The sequence below is a fragment of the Protofrankia sp. CiP1_Cm_nod3 genome, assembly GCF_982290655.1.
The window spans coordinates 1-17,521 of sequence record NZ_CEVIVD010000100.1; the positions used below are offsets into that span (position 1 = coordinate 1).

Here is a 17,521-nt window from a genome sequence, read left to right on the forward strand (position 1 = left end):
GGCGGGACGAGCCGGCTGGGCAGAGCGAGCTGAATGGGCAGAACGAACCGGCTGGGCAGAGCGAGCCGGGCGAGCGGGGTGAGCCGGTAGGGCGATGGGGCGGGCCGCGGGCCCGTCCGGCGGGGCCTACAGCTGTCCGGGCTGCCGCGCTGCCCGCTGGCCGGCGGTGATGACCGGCAGGCACGGCCCGCCGTAGGTGACCTGCAGCGCGTGCGCCGGCAGGGACGCCAGGGCCGCCTGGTGATGGGCCCGGGCGGCGCGCAGCCCCTCGGCGGTCGTCGCGTCGGAGTCGAGAATCCGGCCGCCGCGTACCAGCGGCACCAGCAGCGGCCGTTCCGGCCAGGACGGGCCCGCCTCCGGGCCGCGCGGGGCCCGCGGACGGCCGGTGCCGGTGCCGGTGTGGCTCTCGTCCCGCTTCGCCGCCGGCTCGGCTCCCCGGACCGGCGTAGTGATCACGTCGGCGACCGCCACCCCGTCGCGGCCGTGCCGGCGGGTCAGATGCTTACGGCCGCCCCTGGTGCTCTTGCCGACCGAGGCCTTCGCGACCGCCGTCCCCGCCACCTCGACGAGCTTGTAGACGAAGCCCGTCGTCGGCGCGCCCGAGCCGGTGACGAGCCTGGTGCCCACGCCGTAGCCGTCCACCGGCGAGGCCGCGAGCGAGGCGATGGCGTGCTCGTCGAGATCCCCGGTCACGATGATGCGGGTGGCCTGCGCGCCGAGGCCGTCGAGCTGGGCGCGGGTGGCCCGGGCCACGGCCGCGAGGTCGCCGCTGTCGAGCCGGACCGCGCCGAGCGCCGTCCCGGCCACCTCGACCGCGGTGGCGACCGCCGCCGGCACGTCGTAGGTGTCGACGAGCAGCGTGGTGCCCGTCCCGAGCGCGGCGGTCTGGGCGGCGAACGCGTCCCGCTCGGAGGCGTGGACGAGCGTGAACGCGTGCGCCGCCGTGCCGGTCGTGGGGATGCCCCAGCGCCGGCCCGCCGCCAGGTTCGAGGTGGCGGTGAAGCCGGCCAGGTAGGCGGCCCGGGCCGCGGCGACCGCGGCCTGCTCGTGGGTGCGGCGGGAGCCCATGTCGACGCACGGCCGGCCCGCGGCCGCGGCGACCATCCGGGCGCCCGCGGCGGCTATCGCGCTGTCGTGGTTGAGCACGGAGAGCACCAGCGTCTCCAGCAGGACGCATTCGGCGAAGGTGCCTTCGACGACCAGCACCGGGGTGTTCGGCATGAACGGCTCGCCCTCGGCGAGGCCGTGGATGTCCCCGCTGAAGCGGTAGCCGGCCAGGTAGTCCGCGGTGGCGTCGTCCACGGTCCCGTTGCCGCGCAGGTAGGCGAGCTCGTCCGGGCCGAACCGGAACGCCGCGATCGCCTCCAGCAGGCGGCCGGTGCCGGCGAGCACACCGAACCGGCGCCCGGCCGGCAGCGCCCGGGTGAACACCTCGAAGACCGCCCGCTGCGACGCCGCCCCCGAACGCAGCGCGGCCCGCAACATCGTCAGCTCGTACTGGTCGGTCAGCAGGGCCGTGGACGCCGGTGCTGGCGGCTGCGCGGGCAGCGGCATGGGCAGCGGTGTGGGCGTGGTCATCGCGGACCACACTAGGACCTCAGCAGATCACACGCACGATCCTGGTGTATCGGGTCATCTCCGTGTCAGGTCATCTGCCGTCGGTCGCCGGATACGCCCTGCGGACGGGCGCGGCGCCCCCGGCCCGCTCCCCGGCGGGGCGCCGGAACGGCAGCACGTCGGCCGATCGCGGGGCCGCCAGCCGGCCGGCGTCCCGCAGCAGGGCGGTGGCCTCCTCGGCCGTGCCCGGTGGGCTGATGAACGCACCCTGGGCGAGGTCGCAGCCGAGGGCGGACAGGGCGTTGAGGGTCTCGGCGTCCTCGACCCCCTCGGCGACGACCCGCAGCCCGAGGTCGTGGGCCAGCGCGACAGTGGCCCGCACGATCGCGCGGCTGGCCCGGCCACCGGCGGCGTCGCGGACGAACGACTGGTCGATCTTCACCTCGTGCAGGTCGAACTGCCCGAGCACGTTGAGCGCGCCGTAGCCGGTGCCGAAGTCGTCCACGGCCAGCCGCACCCCGAGGTCGCGCAGCGCGGCCAGCGAGCGCGCGGTCGCGGCGGACTCGGTGACGACCGCCCGTTCGGTGATCTCCAGGGTGAGCGCCGCCGCGGACAGCCTGTTCGCCAGCAGCAGCTGCGCGATCTCGGTGGCCAGGCCCGGTTCCAGGAGATTGCGCGCGAACAGGTTCACGGAAATACCCACCCGGGCGCCGTCCGCGTGCCACCGGCCGGCCGCGGACAACGCCTCCCGCAGCACGGTCCGGGTGAAGTCGCCAATGCGTCCGGACTGTTCCACGGCACCGATGAAGGCGTCCGGGGAAAGCCGGCCGAGAACCGGGTGGTTCCACCGTGCGAGGGCCTCGAAAGCGACGATCCGGCCCGTTTCCAGGTCGATCTGCGGCTGGTAGCACAGGTTTATGTCGCCGTGGTCGAGCGCGTCGTGCAGGTCCGCCATCAACGCCATGTGGGCCAGCGTGGAGGAATCCTCGTCGGCCCGGTAACGCCGGTAACCGCCGTGCGTTCTCTTGGCCTGGTACATGGCGACGTCCGCGCGGCGCAGCAGCTCGTCGACGGTGTCGCCGTCCTCGGGGAGGCAGGCGATCCCGATGGACGCCTCCACCGAGAGCATCATCCCCTCGACGGCGACCGGGTGGGCCAGCACCCTGGTCAGCGTGGCCGCGATGGTCTCGGCGGCCTCGGCGTCCCGGATCCCGGTCAGCAGCACGGCGAACTCGTCCCCGCCGATGCGGGTCACCAGGTCGCCCGCGCGGACGCCGCGCCGCAGCCGTTCGGCGATCCCGCGCAGCAGCTGGTCGCCGGCGTCGTGCCCGAGGGTGTCGTTGACGTCCCGGAACCGGTCGAGGTCGACGAGCAGCAGGGCGGAGCGCGGCCCGGCGGCGGTGGCGGCGATCGCCTCGGCGGTGCGCCGCTGGAGCATCCGGCGGTTGCCCAGGTTGGTCAGGGCGTCGTGGAACGCCTGGTCGTGGGCTTCGGCATAGGTGTTGGCGTTCGTGACCGCAAGCGCCACCAGGTTCGCGAACGCGGCGAGGACGGCCTGGTCGTGGTCCTTCCAGGGGGCCGGCCGGGCGAAGCGCAGCCGCAGCACCCCGACCTGGCCGGCAGGCCCGGTCAGCGGGGTGGCGACATGGTCGGTTCCGCGCTGGAAGCCGGTTGGCGATGCGGTCGGCGATCCGGACGGCCGGGGCGCGGGCGCCGGCGGCCGCGATATCGACGCCGGTGGCACGGGCGCAGGTGGGCCCGGCGGTGGTATCGGCGGTGGGCCCGGCGGTGCTATCGGGTCGACGACGAGCTCCACGCCGTCCGGCCGGAAGATCTCATAGGCGATCCTCGTCGCGCGGGCCTCGATGGCCGTCCGGTCCAGAATGGCGAGATCCTTCGCGGCCGCGTTGAGCTGGCGCCAGTGGTCACGCTGCTGGGCCGAGTCGACCTGCATCCGGTAGACCATCACCAGGCCCGCCAGGACCGGCGGGAGGACGATCAGCGTCACCGGGCTGGTGTGGGCGAGCGCGACGGCCGCGCAGCCGACCGCGATGCCGCCGGCCGCGATCACGGTGCTGATGCCCATGGTCTCGCACAGGGTCCGGCGCAGCGGCGTCCCGCGCGCCGCGGAGATCACCATGGACACGGACAGGCTGGTCCACAGGCAGACCGTGAGGCCGGCCGGTGCCGCGAGCAGGATCTCCACACCCTCCAGATGCCCTGGACGCCCGCCCGACAGCCACAGGACGCCGGCCGCGACCGCGGTGCCCAACGTGGCGCTGGCCCCATTGAAGATCACCTTCACCGGTGGCCTGCGCAGGATGGCGTGCATGACCGGGACCACCACGGCGCTGATCGTGACGAGCTGGGGGGCGGGCAGCAGGGCCAGCCCGATGACCACGCTGGCCTCGCTGAGGTCGTAGTCGCCGGTGTGGTGCCCCGAACGCACCCGCAGCAGGGGTATCGGGCCGATCGCGACACAGGCGATCCCGAGGGCCAGCCGATACCACGAGACCGGTCCGGCTGTTTCCGGCAGGCGGGCCAGGCAGACCACGGTCACGGCCGCCGCGGTGGAGGTGACCATGACGAGCACCAGGTGGTACCTGGACGGTACTAACCGTGCACGCGCGCCGACGGCCATCTGGGCTCCCGTCCTGCCTGCGGAGGTTGCGTGATCGGGCCACCGGGATCACGCCGCCTGGACGGCGGCGCACCCGGTGCCTTACGTAGGCTTGACGTTACGGTCATCGTTCACTACGCCCCGATCATGTACTACGCGGTGGGGGCGTAGTGAGCTGATACCGATATTGCGAGGGGGCGCCGTGGCGCCCCTGTCCGACCGGGGCCGTGTCGGCCTTGTCGTGTCGACGGCCCGTTCGCCGGGTCAGGGGCCGGCGGACCGGCTCCCGTGGGCCGGCTGCCGACCGGCCCGCGCGTACCGCCTGGCCGGCCGCCGCGGGCCCGACCGGCCCGCACGGCCGCGGCCCGGCCGCTCATGGCCCGACCTGTCCTGGCGGGCCCGGCGGACGGGGGCTCCGCCGCCCGCGGCGGATGTCGCCGACACCGTCAACCGTACCGCGGTGGTTTCTCAGCCCCAACTGACGCCGTTCGTGTCCGCGTCGTTCTTTCTCATTTTCAACACGTCCTTTTCTCCCCGCGCGGTGGCGGTGGTTGTCCGTCGGGAGCCGCCGGCTGGCGTCGGCGTGTGTGATGTGTTCCGTTCTGGTGCCGGTCCTGTTCTCAGCCCCAGCTGACGCCGTTGTTCATGGCGGCCACTCCTTTCCGTTGCTGATTCGACCCGTAACGATTCATGCAAATTCGTACGACATGGCCGGAAATATGAATGAAAGGGCCGTGCGCGGGCAATGGTGCGCTGGTGGTGCGGGGATCGGCCGCAGCGGGATGTCGACGTCCTGGTCACTATCCGTAGGCAAGAGTCCGAGATGCGACGCGACGGGTCCGGACTGCTGTCGAAGAGGTTTTTTGTGTCGGGCAGCGAACCGTGACCAAAAAGATAGCCAAATCATGACTGAATACAATTAAATACACCATTTCGGTTACCTGCTGTTAGGGTATGGGCGTATCTGTCGCGCCCACGCCGTGGTTCTCGTGCCGTTCGACGGCCGGCCCGTCTACACCCACTGGTGACCAATGGTGTTCATTGCTGTTCGCCGCATGCCGGGGCGTGCCTCCACGTGCCGGCTTCGACGCGGTTCGCCACCCGGCCGACGGGTGGGGCAGGACGGGGCGAAACAGCGGGCGGGACGCCTGGGAGCCGACGGGGCACCGTGCATGCCGTGGGCGTCGCGCACGTCGCGGATATCGCGGACGCCACGCACGCCGCCGGCACCGCGGCCGCGGTGCGGCGGGAGCGGTGCGGCGGGAGCGGCGTCCGGCCGGCTGCTCGAAGATCGATCCGGCTTCCCCCCGGGCCCGGTGGCCCGGGGGGAACTCGGCCCGCACACGCGCCACAATGGAGTCCGTGCCACTAGCCACCGCCGCACCCGAAGAGGTCCTGGACTCCGACGAGGCCGCCGAGCACGACCGGCCCTGGGTCACGATCGTGTGGAATGACCCCGTCAACCTGATGTCGTACGTGACCTACGTCTTTCAGAGACTGTTCGGCTTCAGCCGGGAAAAGGCCAAGGCGCTCATGCTCGACGTCCACCACAAGGGACGGGCCACCGTCTCCTCCGGCACCCGGGAGGAGATGGAGCGGGACGCCACCCGCCTGCACGCCTACGGCCTGTGGGCCACGGTCGCGCAGGACTAGGCCGTGTCCGGCGGATGATCCGTGCTGGCCGGTGTGGCACCGGGCCACCTGGGCATGAGCGTGGGGTGCCCGGCGCGGTCGGCGCGGCCGGCGGGCCGGCGGGCCGGGTGGCTCCTCGTGGGCCGAGAAGGAACCAGCGAAGCTGTCGGTGGCGTTAGCAAAGCGACGGGTGGTCGTCCGGATGCCGGTCCGCGTGATTGAAGATCTACCGGACGTGGCCCGGGCCGATCACTGTTGACCTTGGTTGGGAGAGCGTGTCCAACGGATTCAGCCGTACCGGAGACGGCGTCGAGATGGTCCTCGGTCCGCTTCAGGCGACCCTGCTGACCGAGCTGATCAGTCAGATCGACGCGTTGCTGGAGCCACCGCCGGTGGCCGACCCGCTGGAGGCGATCGTCGGCCTGCGGGCCGTGCCCCCGGCGGTACCGGAGGACCCGGCGGTGGCCCGGCTGCTGCCGGACGCCTATCCGAACGACCAGGAGGCCGCCGCCGACTACCGCCGCCGCACCTCCGACGACATCCGCGCGGGCAAGCGTGACGCCGCGCGCCGGGCACTGGCCACCGTGCCGGCCGCGGGCGGCCGGGTCCTGCTCGACGACGCCGCCGTCCAGGACTGGCTGGTCACCCTCACCGACCTGCGGCTGGTGCTGGGCGCCCGGCTGAACCTCACCGACGACACGTCGGCCGAAGCCCTGTACGAGATCGGCGGCCAGGACCCGCGCCGCCCCGTGGTCGAGGTGTACCTGTTCCTCGGGGACCTGCAGGAGCAGCTCGTCCAGGCGCTGCTGTGACACGGCCTGACCCGATGTGACATGGCCCTGACACGGCTCGCTGTGACACGGCCCGTCGTGCTCCGGAGGCCCGGCGGCGGCCCGCCGGGCGCTCTCGCGGGCACAATCAGATCATGGGCAGGCATTCTTCGCCATGTACGCATGATCGTGGCTCGTGGTGGATGCCGCTCGTCGTACCGTTGGCCCGTGCTGCGCATCGATCGGGCCATCTACGAGGCCATCATCGCCCATGCCCGGCGGGATCATCCCGACGAAGCCTGCGGGATCGTCGCGGGCCCGGCCGGCTCGGACCGCCCGGAGCGCTTCGTGGCCATGGAGAACGCGGAGCGGTCGCCGACGTTCTACCGGTTCGACGCCATGGAGCACCTGCGGGTCTGGAACGACATGGAGGAGCGGGACGAAGAGCCGGTAGTTATCTATCATTCACATACCGCTACCGAGGCCTACCCGTCCCGCACGGACATCCCGCTGGCCCAGGAACCCGGCGCCCACTATGTCCTGGCTTCGACCCGCGACCCGGAGAAGATCGAATTCCGTTCGTACCGCATCATCGACGCAGTCGTGACGGAGGAGCCGGTGGAAATCGTCTGACTGCGCCCGACGTTGTGCCGGATGCCGCGCGGAGCCGGGCGCGCGTCCCCGGGGCGAGGGATCCGGAGCGGGACGGGATCCTTCGGGGTATGGCGCTGACAGCCGAGGCGGGGCCGAAGGCCGGAGCGCGGCCGGACGGCGCTGCCGGAGCGGGGCCCGAAGCCCGACCGGCAGCGCCGGCCGGCAGCACCGACCGAACAGCAGCACCGACCGAACAGCAACACCGACCGAACAGCAACACCGACCGAACAGCAACACCGACAGAGCGCGACGAAACAGAGCACGACGATGAGGAGCAGCATGGCAGTCCAGGTCCGCGTGCCGACGATCCTGCGCAGCTACACGGGCGGGTCCAAGGTCGTCGAGGGTGTGGGAGACACGCTCGCGGCGTTGTTCATCGACATCGACAGCCACTTCCCGGGGCTGCGAGGCCGGCTCGTCTCCGAGGACGCCGGTGAGCTGCACCGCTTTGTGAACATCTATGTCAATGACGAAGACGTTCGTTTTCTCGGCGGTCTCGACGCAAAAATTTCCGACGGTGACACCGTAACCATTCTCCCCGCCGTCGCCGGCGGCTCAGCCATGATGCCGGCGACGGCGGGCATCTGAGACAGGCAGGCCGGAAGAGCTCATGCGTTTCGACTCCCTGGTGGACTCGGTTGGCCGCACCCCCCTGGTCGGTCTGCCCAGGCTTTCGCCATCGCCGGACGTCCGGTTGTGGGCCAAGCTGGAACAGGACAATCCCACCGGTTCGATCAAGGACCGGGCCGCGCTGTGGATGATCGCGGACGGGGAGAAGCGCGGCCTGCTCACTCCCGGCGCCACCGTTCTCGAGCCGACGTCGGGGAACACCGGTATCTCGCTGGCGATGGTCTGTCGCCAGCGGGGTTACCGGCTGGTCTGCGTGATGCCGGAGAACACCTCGGCGGAACGGCGGCAGCTGCTCGCGATGTGGGGCGCCGAGATCGTGTACTCGCCCGCGAGCGGCGGCTCCAACGAGGCCGTTGCCGTGGCCAAGCGGCTGGCGGCCGAGCATCCCGACTGGGTGATGCTCTACCAGTACGGCAACCCGGCGAACGCGCAGGCGCACTACGAGACGACCGGTCCGGAGCTCCTCGCGGACCTGCCGACCATCACCCACTTCGTCGCGGGCCTCGGCACCACCGGGACGCTGATGGGCACCGGCCGTTTCCTGCGCGAACGGGTCCCGGGTATCCGGATCATCGCGGCGGAGCCCCGGTACGGCGAGATCGTGTACGGCCTTCGCAACATCGACGAGGGCTTCATCCCCGAGCTCTACGACGGGAGCGTGCTCACCACCCGTATCTCGGTGGGGCCGAAGGAGTCACTACGGCGGACCCGGCAGATGGTCGAGGAGGAGGGGATCTTCGCCGGGATCTCGAGCGGCTGCATCCTGCACGCGGCACTGATCGAAGCGGACAGGTGCGTGCGCGCCGGGCAGCGCGCCGACATCGCCGTCATCGTCTGTGACGGAGGCTGGAAATACCTGTCCACCGGCGCATACGCGGGGACGCTGGAGGAGGCCGAAGCCGCACTTGAGGGTCAGCTCTGGGCGTGACCGGGAAGCCGGCGGGCGTGGTCCCGTCGGTGTACCCGGCGGTACCGAGGCAATGATCACTATTTTTCTCCCACGTCCCAGGATGGTCGCTGATGTACCCCGATGCGCCCTGATACCGGCTCGTCCGGGCTGTCCAAAATTCGACATGGGTTTCGTGACCACTGCCACACGGTCGGAACGGGATTTCGGGCTTAGTCTGATCGCTCATGAGCGGCGCGCCCATCGGGGTGTTCGGTAGCGCTGGTGGCAGTCATGCCATCGCGACCGTGAACTCCGATCAGCCCCTGATGAACCCCGGTCGGATCCCGACCGGGTCCCGCCACATTCCCGTTGGCCGACAGAGTGTGCTGCGGCGATCGCGGCCGGTGTCCGTGATCGCCGCGTCCGCCCGCGTCGCGGGCCCGTGCCGGCCGCGCGTGTCCGGGGTGCGTCACCCCGTCCGGGGCGGTGAGGCGATCTTCGTGTCCGCCGGTCACGCCGACGGCGCCGGCAGGACTGCCGCGGCCGGGGCCGTGGCCGCATGCGCTGCCTGCGGCGTCCCCGCGGGCGTCGCGCCTTACGACGTCTTCCCATCTGCCGGTCATCCGGGACGCGGCCGGCTGCCGGCCGTCCCTGGAGGTCAGGAGCGAGATCGTGGTTCGACGGGCCAGGAGCCCATCGGCGCGGTCAGAGCCCGCCCGGTGCTGTGTCGAGAAGTCGATGCGTACTCATTGATCCCGGGCTATACCGTTTATCACCTTTTGTTGACCGGCGTCATCGGCTTTGTCAGGGGAGAGGGCGTCACATTGGCGAGTAGCGCAGAAACCGCGATGAACGGTCACCGACGACCTGGTCGGTGCGGAGCACTCGATGATCCGGGCCGGCCCGGGCCGGACCTCCAGCGGCGCGCGGCAGCCAGCCCGCGCCCCGCGTGGGTGGTACCGCCACCGGCACCATCGGTGCCGGTGGCACCAGCCCGGACGGTATCGGTACTGACGGCATTGGCGGTGGCCCGATGAAGCTCACGATTCTGGGGTGTTCGGGAACCTACCCGGGACCCCGGTCGGCATGTTCGTCCTATCTGGTGGAGTCCGACGGCTTCCGGCTGGTGCTCGACGCCGGGAACGGCTCCATGGGCGAGCTGCAGCGGCACTGCGACCTGCGGGACATCGACGCCCTGCTCGTCTCCCACCTGCACGGTGACCACTGTCTCGACCTCGTGGTGAACTCCTACGCCCGCCGCTACCACCCCGAGGGCATGCCGCCCAAGCTGCCCGTCTACGGGCCCATCAACACCCAGGAAAGGCTGTGCGCGGCGTTCGAGCGCTGGCCGGAGGACTCCCTCGCCGACATCTACGACTTCCGGACGATCAGCCCCGGCCGGCTGGACGTGGGCCCGTTCCGGATCGATCTGGAGCGGGTGGCGCACCCGGTCGAGGCGTTCGGTATGCGGGTGACCGCCGAGGGGCGCTCCCTGACGTACTCCGGTGACACCAGCGCCTGCGACGAGCTGGTCCAGCTGGCCCGGGACGCCGACCTGTTCCTCTGCGAGTCGGCCTTCCTGGACGTCCCGGACAACCCCCCCGGCGTGCACCTGTCGGGGCGGGAGGCCGGCGAGCACGCCACCAAGGCGGGCGTGGGCCGTCTCGTGCTCACCCACCTGGTGCCGTGGGGAGACGCCGAACGCAGCCGCGAGGAGGCGGCCGGCGCCTTCGACGGCCCGCTGACCCTGGCCGAGACCGGCGCCATCTACGAGATCTAGCCGCGCACCCGCGGTACCCGCGACGTCCGGGCCGTCCACGTCCGGTCCGTCCTGACCGATCGGCTGGCTGGCTGCCGAGCGGCCGGGCGTCGTCCGCACGGTCGAAGATCAGTAGCAGCCGGCCTGTCGGGGGCGTCACCGGGCCGGCACGTGCCCCGGGCGGGCAGGGCAGGCGTACCAGGCCGGATTCAGCCTGGTACGCCGTGGCTCCGTGGACGCTGATCGGGTGCTGGGTGCTGGGTGCTGGGTGCCGGGTGCCGGGTGCCGGGTGCCGGGTGCCGCCGCGGGCCGGATCTGGAAGGTCCGGCTCTCGGTGCCACCGGCCGCGGCGTCGCCGACCGGCTGGTCCGGGCTGGGAGCGTCGTGCCCGGTGCGCCGCCGGGCACGCGCGTCGGTCCGGGCATGCCCGGCGGCCCAGGCCCGTCGGCGCGGGCGTTCATCGGCGGGCTTTTCATACTGTCGCCGATGGTGCCCGGTTGGATTCGACCGGTGTCGAGTTGCGTCCGCCCGGTAGGGTCAGTCGTCGTGAGACGTTCCGACGGCAGGACATCCGGGGAGCTCCGCCCGGTGAACATCACCCGCGGCTGGCAGGACCATGCCGAGGGCTCGGCACTGATCGAGTTCGGGCGGACGCGGGTGCTGTGCGCGGCGTCGGTCACCGAAGGCGTCCCGCGCTGGCGCAAGGGCAGCGGGCTGGGCTGGGTGACCGCGGAGTACTCGATGCTGCCGCGGGCGACGAACACCCGCAACGACCGTGAGTCCGTGCGCGGGCGCATCGGCGGCCGCACGCACGAGATCTCCCGGCTCATCGGCCGCAGCCTGCGTACCTGCGTCGATCTGAAGATCCTGGGCGAGAACACGATCGCGATCGACTGTGACGTCCTGGTGGCCGACGGCGGCACCCGCACCGCGTCCATCACCGGCGCGTATGTCGCGCTGTCGGACGCGTGCGGCTGGCTCGGCCGTCCGGACGCCCTGATCCGCAGCGTGGCGGCGGTCAGCGTCGGGGTCGTCGCCGGCCGGCCGCTGCTGGACCTCGCCTACGACGAGGACTCCGGGGCCGACACCGACATGAACGTGATCTGTACCGGTGACGGCGGCTTCGTCGAGGTGCAGGGGACGGCCGAGGGCCTGCCGTTCGACCGCGCGATGCTCGACCAGCTGCTCGACCTGGCTGTCGGCGGCTGCGCGCGGCTGACCGAGATCCAGCGGGCCGCGCTGGCGGGCCCCCGCCCGGTGCCCGCCGGCGGAGCGCGGCCAGGCGCCCGGTGACCACCCTCCCCGGGCAGGACCGGCCAGGCGCGGGCCGGCAGGCGTCCCGGCGGGTGGTGCTGGCCAGCCGTAACGATGCCAAGCTCGTCGAACTGCGCCGCATCCTCGCGCTGGCCGGTCTCGACGTCGAGCTCGTGGCGCTGCCGGACGGCCCCGACGTCCCCGAGACCGGCGCCACCTTCGCCGAGAACGCCCTGATCAAGGCGCGGGACGCGGTGCGGGTGACCGGCCTGCCCGCGGTCGCGGACGACTCGGGCCTGACCGTCGACGCGCTCGGCGGCATGCCCGGCGTCCTGTCCGCCCGCTGGTCCGGGCCGCTGCCCGGCGCCAGCCGGGCCGAGCGGGACGCCGCCAACAACGCGCTCGTGCTCGCCCAGCTCACCGACGTCCCAGAGGAGCGCCGTGGCGCGGCCTTCGTGTGTGCGGCCGCGGTGGTGACGCCGGCGGGTGCCGAACGGGTCGTGCACGGGGAGATGCGCGGGCGGCTGTTGAGGGTGCCCCGCGGGGACGGCGGTTTCGGCTACGACCCGCTGTTCCTCCCCGACGGGCAGAACCGGACCAGCGCGCAGCTGCGCCCGGCGGAAAAGGACGCTATCAGCCATCGGGGACGCGCCTTCGGCCAGCTCGCGGACGTCCTGCGGGAGCTTCTGCCGGCCTGACGCCCCTGCCGGCCTGGCGCACTGCCGGGGCCGCCCGCCTGCGGGCCGCACACCTGACGGGCTCAGATCAGGCTGTCCGGGCGTGCCGGAGCCGCCCACCTGCGGGTCGCACGAGGACGTTGCCAGGGGCGGTGGTGCCGGTGGCCTACGGGTCGCGCGGCGAGGTCACCGCGCACGTGGGCGGCCGTTTCGCCGGGACCGTCCCAGCGCCCGTTCACCCGGATCGTTCCGCGCGCACCGTCCTGCCTGGGGTGTCACGCCCGTCGGCGTCGTCCTGTTTGCTTGCGTTGTGTTGCATGGCTACTTCATGTGTTTGTGTTGTCTGTGATCCGCCCTGCGTCGGGTAGCCGTCGGGTATGTCCGGAGCGTTTTGCTGGATCATTCGACGCCCGGTATCCAGCCACTTTCTGTTACTGGGTTGTCGACGCTGAGCAGGTGGCGGCGAAATCCGGCAAAAGATGTGGCGGTGGAGCGCGTCAAACCGGGTACATGGATGCCAATTGCCGTGTAAGCTGGAACCACCTGTAATCGATCAGTGACTATTTGCTATCGGCAGGGTAGGTTAAGGACGCGGCTGAGGTGTCCGGGTCGTTCCATCCGTCCCCGACTCGTGACACCCCAGTCGCGTCCTCGATCACCCTGGGTCGTCGGGCGTCCGTTGGTCACAGGCCAGCCACTGGCGTCGACGCCGACGGCGCCGGCGGGCCTGGTCGGTGCCCGCCGGTCAGCGCTGGTTGTCCATGTTGATCTCCTGTCGGATCCCCGGAGCCGCTCGTTGTCGGATCTCCGGATTCGCGCACAACACCGCGGCCGGCCACCATCGTTCGACCACGTCCTGGACGGCGTCCAGACCGAACTGGTCGTCGACATGGGCCAGCGCCGCTCGGAACTCCGCTTCGAACGCGGCCCGCTGGTCGGCGTCCAGCGCGGCGTGCACCGCGGACCCCGTCTTGTCCACTCGGATCCGCAGCCCCTCCAGCGAGGCCGGCACGTCCGTATCAGCCATATTTCCATTGTCTCGCTCCGCCTGGCGATAACGCAGACGGGGTGTCTCGCTTCCTTAACGTGAAAGGACTGGAACACGTGGCGAACCCTGCTCAGACACACCCGGCCCCCGGGGCCAGGACAGACCCGGGGCCAGGGCAGCGCCGGGGCCAGGAGAACCGGGCCCAGGATGCGCTCGGGCTCGATCGGACGCCGGTGAGCTCGGACGCCGGTGAACTCGGACGCCGGTGAACCTGGACGCCGGTGAACCTGGACGCCGGTGAGGCGCGCCGCCGGTTCGCCGCCGCCAGGGTCGCCCGGCTCGCCACCGTGGACGCGGCCGGGCAGCCGCACCTGGTGCCGGTGACCTTCGCGCTCCACGACGATGTGATCGTCACGGCGGTGGACCACAAGCCCAAACGGTCGACGGCCCTCAGGCGCCTGGCCAACATCGCGGCCAACCCGCGGGTCACCCTGATCGCCGACCACTACGACGAGGACTGGCAGACCCTGTGGTGGGCCCGCGCCGACGGCCTCGCCCGCATCATCCCCGCCGAAGCCGCCCGCGCCGAAACCATCGAGGATGGAGCCACCGGGGACGGATCCGCCGGGAAGAAGCCGGCGGGGGAGAGCGCCGCCTGGCATGACGCGATCGACCGGCTGACGGCGAAGTACCACCAGTACCAGCGGCATCGGCCAACCGGCCCGGTCATCCTGATCGACGTCCACCACTGGTCCGGCTGGTCCTACCGCCCACCCCCGTGACGGCGGTGACGCCCCGCAGCGGCCACACGGCGCCGCACACGGCCCCTGGCCGTCCGCACAGATCATGATCGGCGCGAGTTTGTCGCTGTCCTGCCAGGCTTCCGCCCGGCTGTCCGCCTGCCGTGATGTGCGCCAGAGCCCGCTCGGAGGCCGGGTCGGTGTCCGCCTTCCGCGGGCCTCGCCGGCCAGCGCAGGGGCTGGGATGGGCGGCTGGACGGTCCGTGGCCAGCGGTCGCTATCCTGTAGCTGGCGGTACGTGATACCTGCGGCGCCTACCGTGTGGTACGCCGTACCTGGCAGCACGTGCGCGGGAGTGGCGGAATGGCAGACGCAGCAGACTTAGGATCTGCCGCCTCAGGGCGTGGGGGTTCAAGTCCCCCCTCCCGCACCGCCTTGTCAAAATGGAAAAACGCCTGTTCGGCCGGGCTTTCCCGTCCAGGCCGATCGTCAGGGCCGCTCGCCGATGCGGCAAGGAGCTCGTCGGTCGATTCCGCGTACGGCATATACACCACAATTTGGATAGTGCTTGCAGTGAAGTAACATTGCGGGCTGGAAGTTGGCGTACCGGCGCTGCATTCCCTTGAGAGCTTTGTCGCCGCTCCAGGGCACAAACATGGTGGCACCGTGCTTACAGGGTGACGGTGACCCCTCGTCAAAGTGGTCGAACTTGCGCGTGCTTGCCACCTTACGATGGTAAACAGTGTGTCCCGCCTCGATCCTGGGGAGTTCCTTCAGGGTAGCCGACGCCGCGTCCCACATAACCGTTACGAGGTGACGGCGGACCGCATCGTGGAAACTGTCGAATTTCTCGCCTGGTACGCCGAATCGCTCCACAGGACACCCGGCGTCCTGCATCTGCTGGACTATCGGCGGCCAGTCGGCACGGCCGGTCACCACGACGCCGAGGTCGGCGCGGTTGACAAGGGACTGCGAGCGCACTTCGCCTGGTGTCGCCGCCACCAGGAGCCGTAAGCCAACGACAGCGGCCGTTACCCGAATCCGTGGTTCCCAATCCGCTGGGACCGCGCGGTAACCCGACGTCGGCGTCCCGAGGAGGAGCACTTCTTGGGGGCCATCGATGCGCTCTCGTCGATCGCGCAGCCCGAGATCCATGTACATCGCCTCCAACCGAGCCGCGACAACGCACAGGTCCTGAGCGGAAAGCCGGCCGTCGTCGCCTACCTCGATCGGAACAGCGTCGACCGTCAGCTCAGCGACTTCCGGTGGAAGCCCGGCGGTGACGGTAGCGCCGAGCTCGACGAACAGCGTGATATCAGACGCGCTGGCGAGCACGGACTGCCAGACCCGGTAGCCTCCCCCGGCAACGCGCACCCGTCCCGCGGCGCCTGGCCGGTTGATGAGGTGGTCAAGAAGCGCTGTCGTGACCGGTGCTGTGAGCCCCTGTGCCTGGCCTACAAGCTCCTCGTGTGCCTGCCGTAGCCAACGCGAACTGGTGCGCTTCTGGGTCGCCAAGCGCAGCGGGGCGCTGCTGCCACCGCGCGTAGAAAGGACGACGTCGCAGACTTCACCGTCTACCGGGGACAGGACCGCCGGCGCGAGAGCAACGTCGAACAGGTCACACGCCCGTTTTTCTTGGACGCGTGTGCTGGCGCCGATGACGAACCGCCTTTCAGGCGTGCACGCGCAGGAGATGCTCGGCCCGTACCGGCAGGCTCGCAAGCTCGGCCAGGGTCATGTTGTCGATCACGAGGTGCAGCAGCGCGCGCAACTGTGCGAGCTCGTCGTCTGACACCCCTGGGGCGGGAGCGGGCTTCGATATGGAAGCCGGAGGTGCGGAAGCCGTGCGCGCGCGAGGCTCCAGGAGATCGGTCACGTCGACGCTCTGCTCATGTGCCCACGCAACGGCGTGAGCGAGGATCCGCCGCTGCAGTTCGCTCCGCCAGGCAGCCACGAGCCCCAGGTGGGTCAGCTCCTGCCGGAACCGCCCGCGCTGGGCGGTTTCATCAAGGCTGGCCAGGAGCGCCGCGCGCGCATCCTCATCCGGAAGGGCCGCAGCCCATTCACGCATCCAGCCGACTTGGGTGGACATGTCCGCAGCGGGTATTTTCGTGAATCGTTCAGGCGTTGATTCCCATGCTGGACGGCCATCCGCATCCACCGGGTACATGACACCGCGGCGGCTGTGCCGGTCCCAAACCCGACGCTGGTCCGGCGCCCAGTCGACGAAGCAATGCCACACCTCGTGACGGAGACGGCTCGTCGACGCGAGGGCGGTCCTGGGAGAGGCTGGCCGGACGCCGGCCTCCGCGATGTCCGCGGCGGCCGAACGGCTGTAGGAGGATGTCGGCACGTCATCAGGCGACTCGCCCGGTAGCAGGACCATCCAGTGCCCGGAAGGCATCTGGTGCAGCCCGACGCGCCCTGCGGCAGCAGCCGCCTGAACAAAATCGCGGAAGGTCGCGAACCCAAGCGTCTGCTCGGAGAATGCTCCGGCGGTACGCTGCTGCAGACCGGGCTTGAGCCCGGCGGTGGTGGTAACACGTCCGCGGTCCCGCCAGTCATGAACCAGTTCCACGAGGACATCCAGCGCCTCGGGCATCGTCAGGCCAAGAGGGACGGCGGTCACGACATGCCTCCAGAAAATGAAAGCCCTCTGGTCAGAGGGCTATCTGGTTTCAGTCGTCGACCCGTCTGGGCAGTGGCCTCCATGTGCTCCGTGTCCCGAGGGACTGCTGCACACGACCCGTAGGTGGACGGTTTCCCACGGCACCGCGAGGGCTTGCGCTGCTGGGGCTCCCCGTCCGAGGGTTGCCGTCTGGCCAAAAAAACTTGGCCCGACAATGAAGTTATGACGATGAAGTTATGACGATGAGGTTATGTTGACGGCCAGCAGTCGGCGCCGCACAGGCATCGAGTTGACCGGCCATGCAAGCCTACCCCGAGCCTGGTCCAGAGTCACGTGCTCCCTCTGCTCGGCCGGATGCCTCGGCCCGTATCCATACAGTGCCGCGCAAGTGACACACGGTGGAATAATGGTGGATGTGTGCTCGCTCTGCCGGGTGGTATCGGCGGGGGCTGTCATCGGTGACCGCGGTCCCGCCCGTTGATCGCGGTCACGTCGACAGGTATCCCGGGACGGCCGGGGCCAGCCACGGCCCGGACCGTCGTCGGATCGGATGCGCCGTACGCCGCCTGCCACAGCCTGCTCCGGCGCACCCGAGGTTTCCCATACACAGGCTGCCTGACCGGCTGCCGTGTGTGAAGGGGCCTACGGCACGTGCGCCATGTCACTTTGGTGACTGTCACGAGGGCCGTTGTTCCGCCAGGGACCGGCGAAAATACCCACGG

At 70.6% G+C, this 17,521-nt stretch carries 14 protein-coding genes and 1 tRNA gene; 10 read left to right on the plus strand and 5 right to left on the minus strand.

Annotated elements, in window-relative coordinates:
- Positions 1-126: 126 nt before the first annotated feature.
- Together AC5LUJ_RS17335 and AC5LUJ_RS17340 are read right to left on the minus strand one after the other, a co-directional pair.
- Complete coding sequence (locus tag AC5LUJ_RS17335) at positions 127-1,578, minus strand: nicotinate phosphoribosyltransferase (RefSeq protein ID WP_250285620.1); 1,452 nt, start codon at positions 1,576-1,578, stop codon at positions 127-129.
- Between the two features lie 70 nt (positions 1,579-1,648).
- Positions 1,649-4,141: a putative bifunctional diguanylate cyclase/phosphodiesterase gene (locus AC5LUJ_RS17340; RefSeq protein WP_493465296.1), complete on the minus strand. Its 2,493-nt coding sequence runs from the start codon at positions 4,139-4,141 to the stop codon at positions 1,649-1,651.
- Between the two features lie 1,389 nt (positions 4,142-5,530).
- Between AC5LUJ_RS17340 and clpS the strand changes: the two genes are divergently transcribed.
- The 8 genes from clpS (at position 5,531) to rdgB (ending at position 12,463) form a co-directional block, all read left to right on the plus strand.
- Positions 5,531-5,830, plus strand: coding sequence for an ATP-dependent Clp protease adapter ClpS (gene clpS, locus AC5LUJ_RS17345; RefSeq protein WP_250286344.1), 300 nt, complete (start codon positions 5,531-5,533; stop codon positions 5,828-5,830).
- 254 nt (positions 5,831-6,084) lie between these two features.
- Complete coding sequence (locus AC5LUJ_RS17350; protein WP_250286346.1) at positions 6,085-6,621, plus strand: DUF2017 domain-containing protein; 537 nt, start codon at positions 6,085-6,087, stop codon at positions 6,619-6,621.
- Between the two features lie 186 nt (positions 6,622-6,807).
- Positions 6,808-7,212, plus strand: coding sequence for a M67 family metallopeptidase (locus tag AC5LUJ_RS17355; RefSeq protein WP_445548292.1), 405 nt, complete (start codon positions 6,808-6,810; stop codon positions 7,210-7,212).
- A gap of 300 nt (positions 7,213-7,512) precedes the next feature.
- A complete protein-coding gene (locus tag AC5LUJ_RS17360; RefSeq protein WP_250290350.1) occupies positions 7,513-7,821 on the plus strand; it encodes a MoaD/ThiS family protein in 309 nt (102 codons plus the stop codon).
- A 22-nt stretch (positions 7,822-7,843) separates the two neighbouring features.
- Positions 7,844-8,791 (plus strand): PLP-dependent cysteine synthase family protein, encoded by a 948-nt coding sequence (locus AC5LUJ_RS17365; RefSeq protein WP_250286353.1) that lies wholly within the window; start codon positions 7,844-7,846, stop codon positions 8,789-8,791.
- A 994-nt stretch (positions 8,792-9,785) separates the two neighbouring features.
- The gene (locus AC5LUJ_RS17370; protein WP_250286356.1) at positions 9,786-10,532 is read left to right on the plus strand and encodes an MBL fold metallo-hydrolase; all 747 of its coding nucleotides are present in this window, start codon (positions 9,786-9,788) and stop codon (positions 10,530-10,532) included.
- 525 nt (positions 10,533-11,057) lie between these two features.
- Entirely contained in the window at positions 11,058-11,804 is a 747-nt protein-coding gene (gene rph / locus AC5LUJ_RS17375) for a ribonuclease PH (RefSeq protein ID WP_250286358.1), read from the plus strand.
- On the plus strand, positions 11,801-12,463 hold the full coding sequence (rdgB, locus tag AC5LUJ_RS17380) for an RdgB/HAM1 family non-canonical purine NTP pyrophosphatase (protein WP_250286360.1): 663 nt from the start codon (positions 11,801-11,803) through the stop codon (positions 12,461-12,463). The genes rph and rdgB overlap by 4 nt, the downstream gene beginning before the upstream one ends.
- Before the next feature lie 724 nt (positions 12,464-13,187).
- On the opposite strand, the gene AC5LUJ_RS17385 is transcribed toward rdgB, so the two are convergent.
- Positions 13,188-13,469 carry a DUF6247 family protein gene (locus tag AC5LUJ_RS17385; RefSeq protein ID WP_250290351.1) on the minus strand — a complete coding sequence of 94 codons (282 nt, stop codon included), beginning with the start codon at positions 13,467-13,469 and terminating at the stop codon, positions 13,188-13,190.
- 242 nt (positions 13,470-13,711) lie between these two features.
- Here AC5LUJ_RS17385 and AC5LUJ_RS17390 point away from each other — a divergent pair, with 242 nt between their 5' ends.
- Together AC5LUJ_RS17390 and AC5LUJ_RS17395 are read left to right on the plus strand one after the other, a co-directional pair.
- Entirely contained in the window at positions 13,712-14,212 is a 501-nt protein-coding gene (locus AC5LUJ_RS17390; protein WP_250286370.1) for a TIGR03668 family PPOX class F420-dependent oxidoreductase, read from the plus strand.
- Positions 14,213-14,519: 307 nt separating this feature from the next.
- Positions 14,520-14,600, plus strand: a tRNA-Leu gene (locus AC5LUJ_RS17395).
- Between the two features lie 59 nt (positions 14,601-14,659).
- On the opposite strand, the gene AC5LUJ_RS17400 is transcribed toward AC5LUJ_RS17395, so the two are convergent.
- The gene (locus AC5LUJ_RS17400) at positions 14,660-15,505 is read right to left on the minus strand and encodes a hypothetical protein (protein ID WP_493465297.1); all 846 of its coding nucleotides are present in this window, start codon (positions 15,503-15,505) and stop codon (positions 14,660-14,662) included.
- 337 nt (positions 15,506-15,842) lie between these two features.
- Positions 15,843-16,799, minus strand: coding sequence for a hypothetical protein (locus AC5LUJ_RS17405; RefSeq protein ID WP_250286366.1), 957 nt, complete (start codon positions 16,797-16,799; stop codon positions 15,843-15,845).
- Between the last annotated feature and the right edge of the window lie 722 nt (positions 16,800-17,521).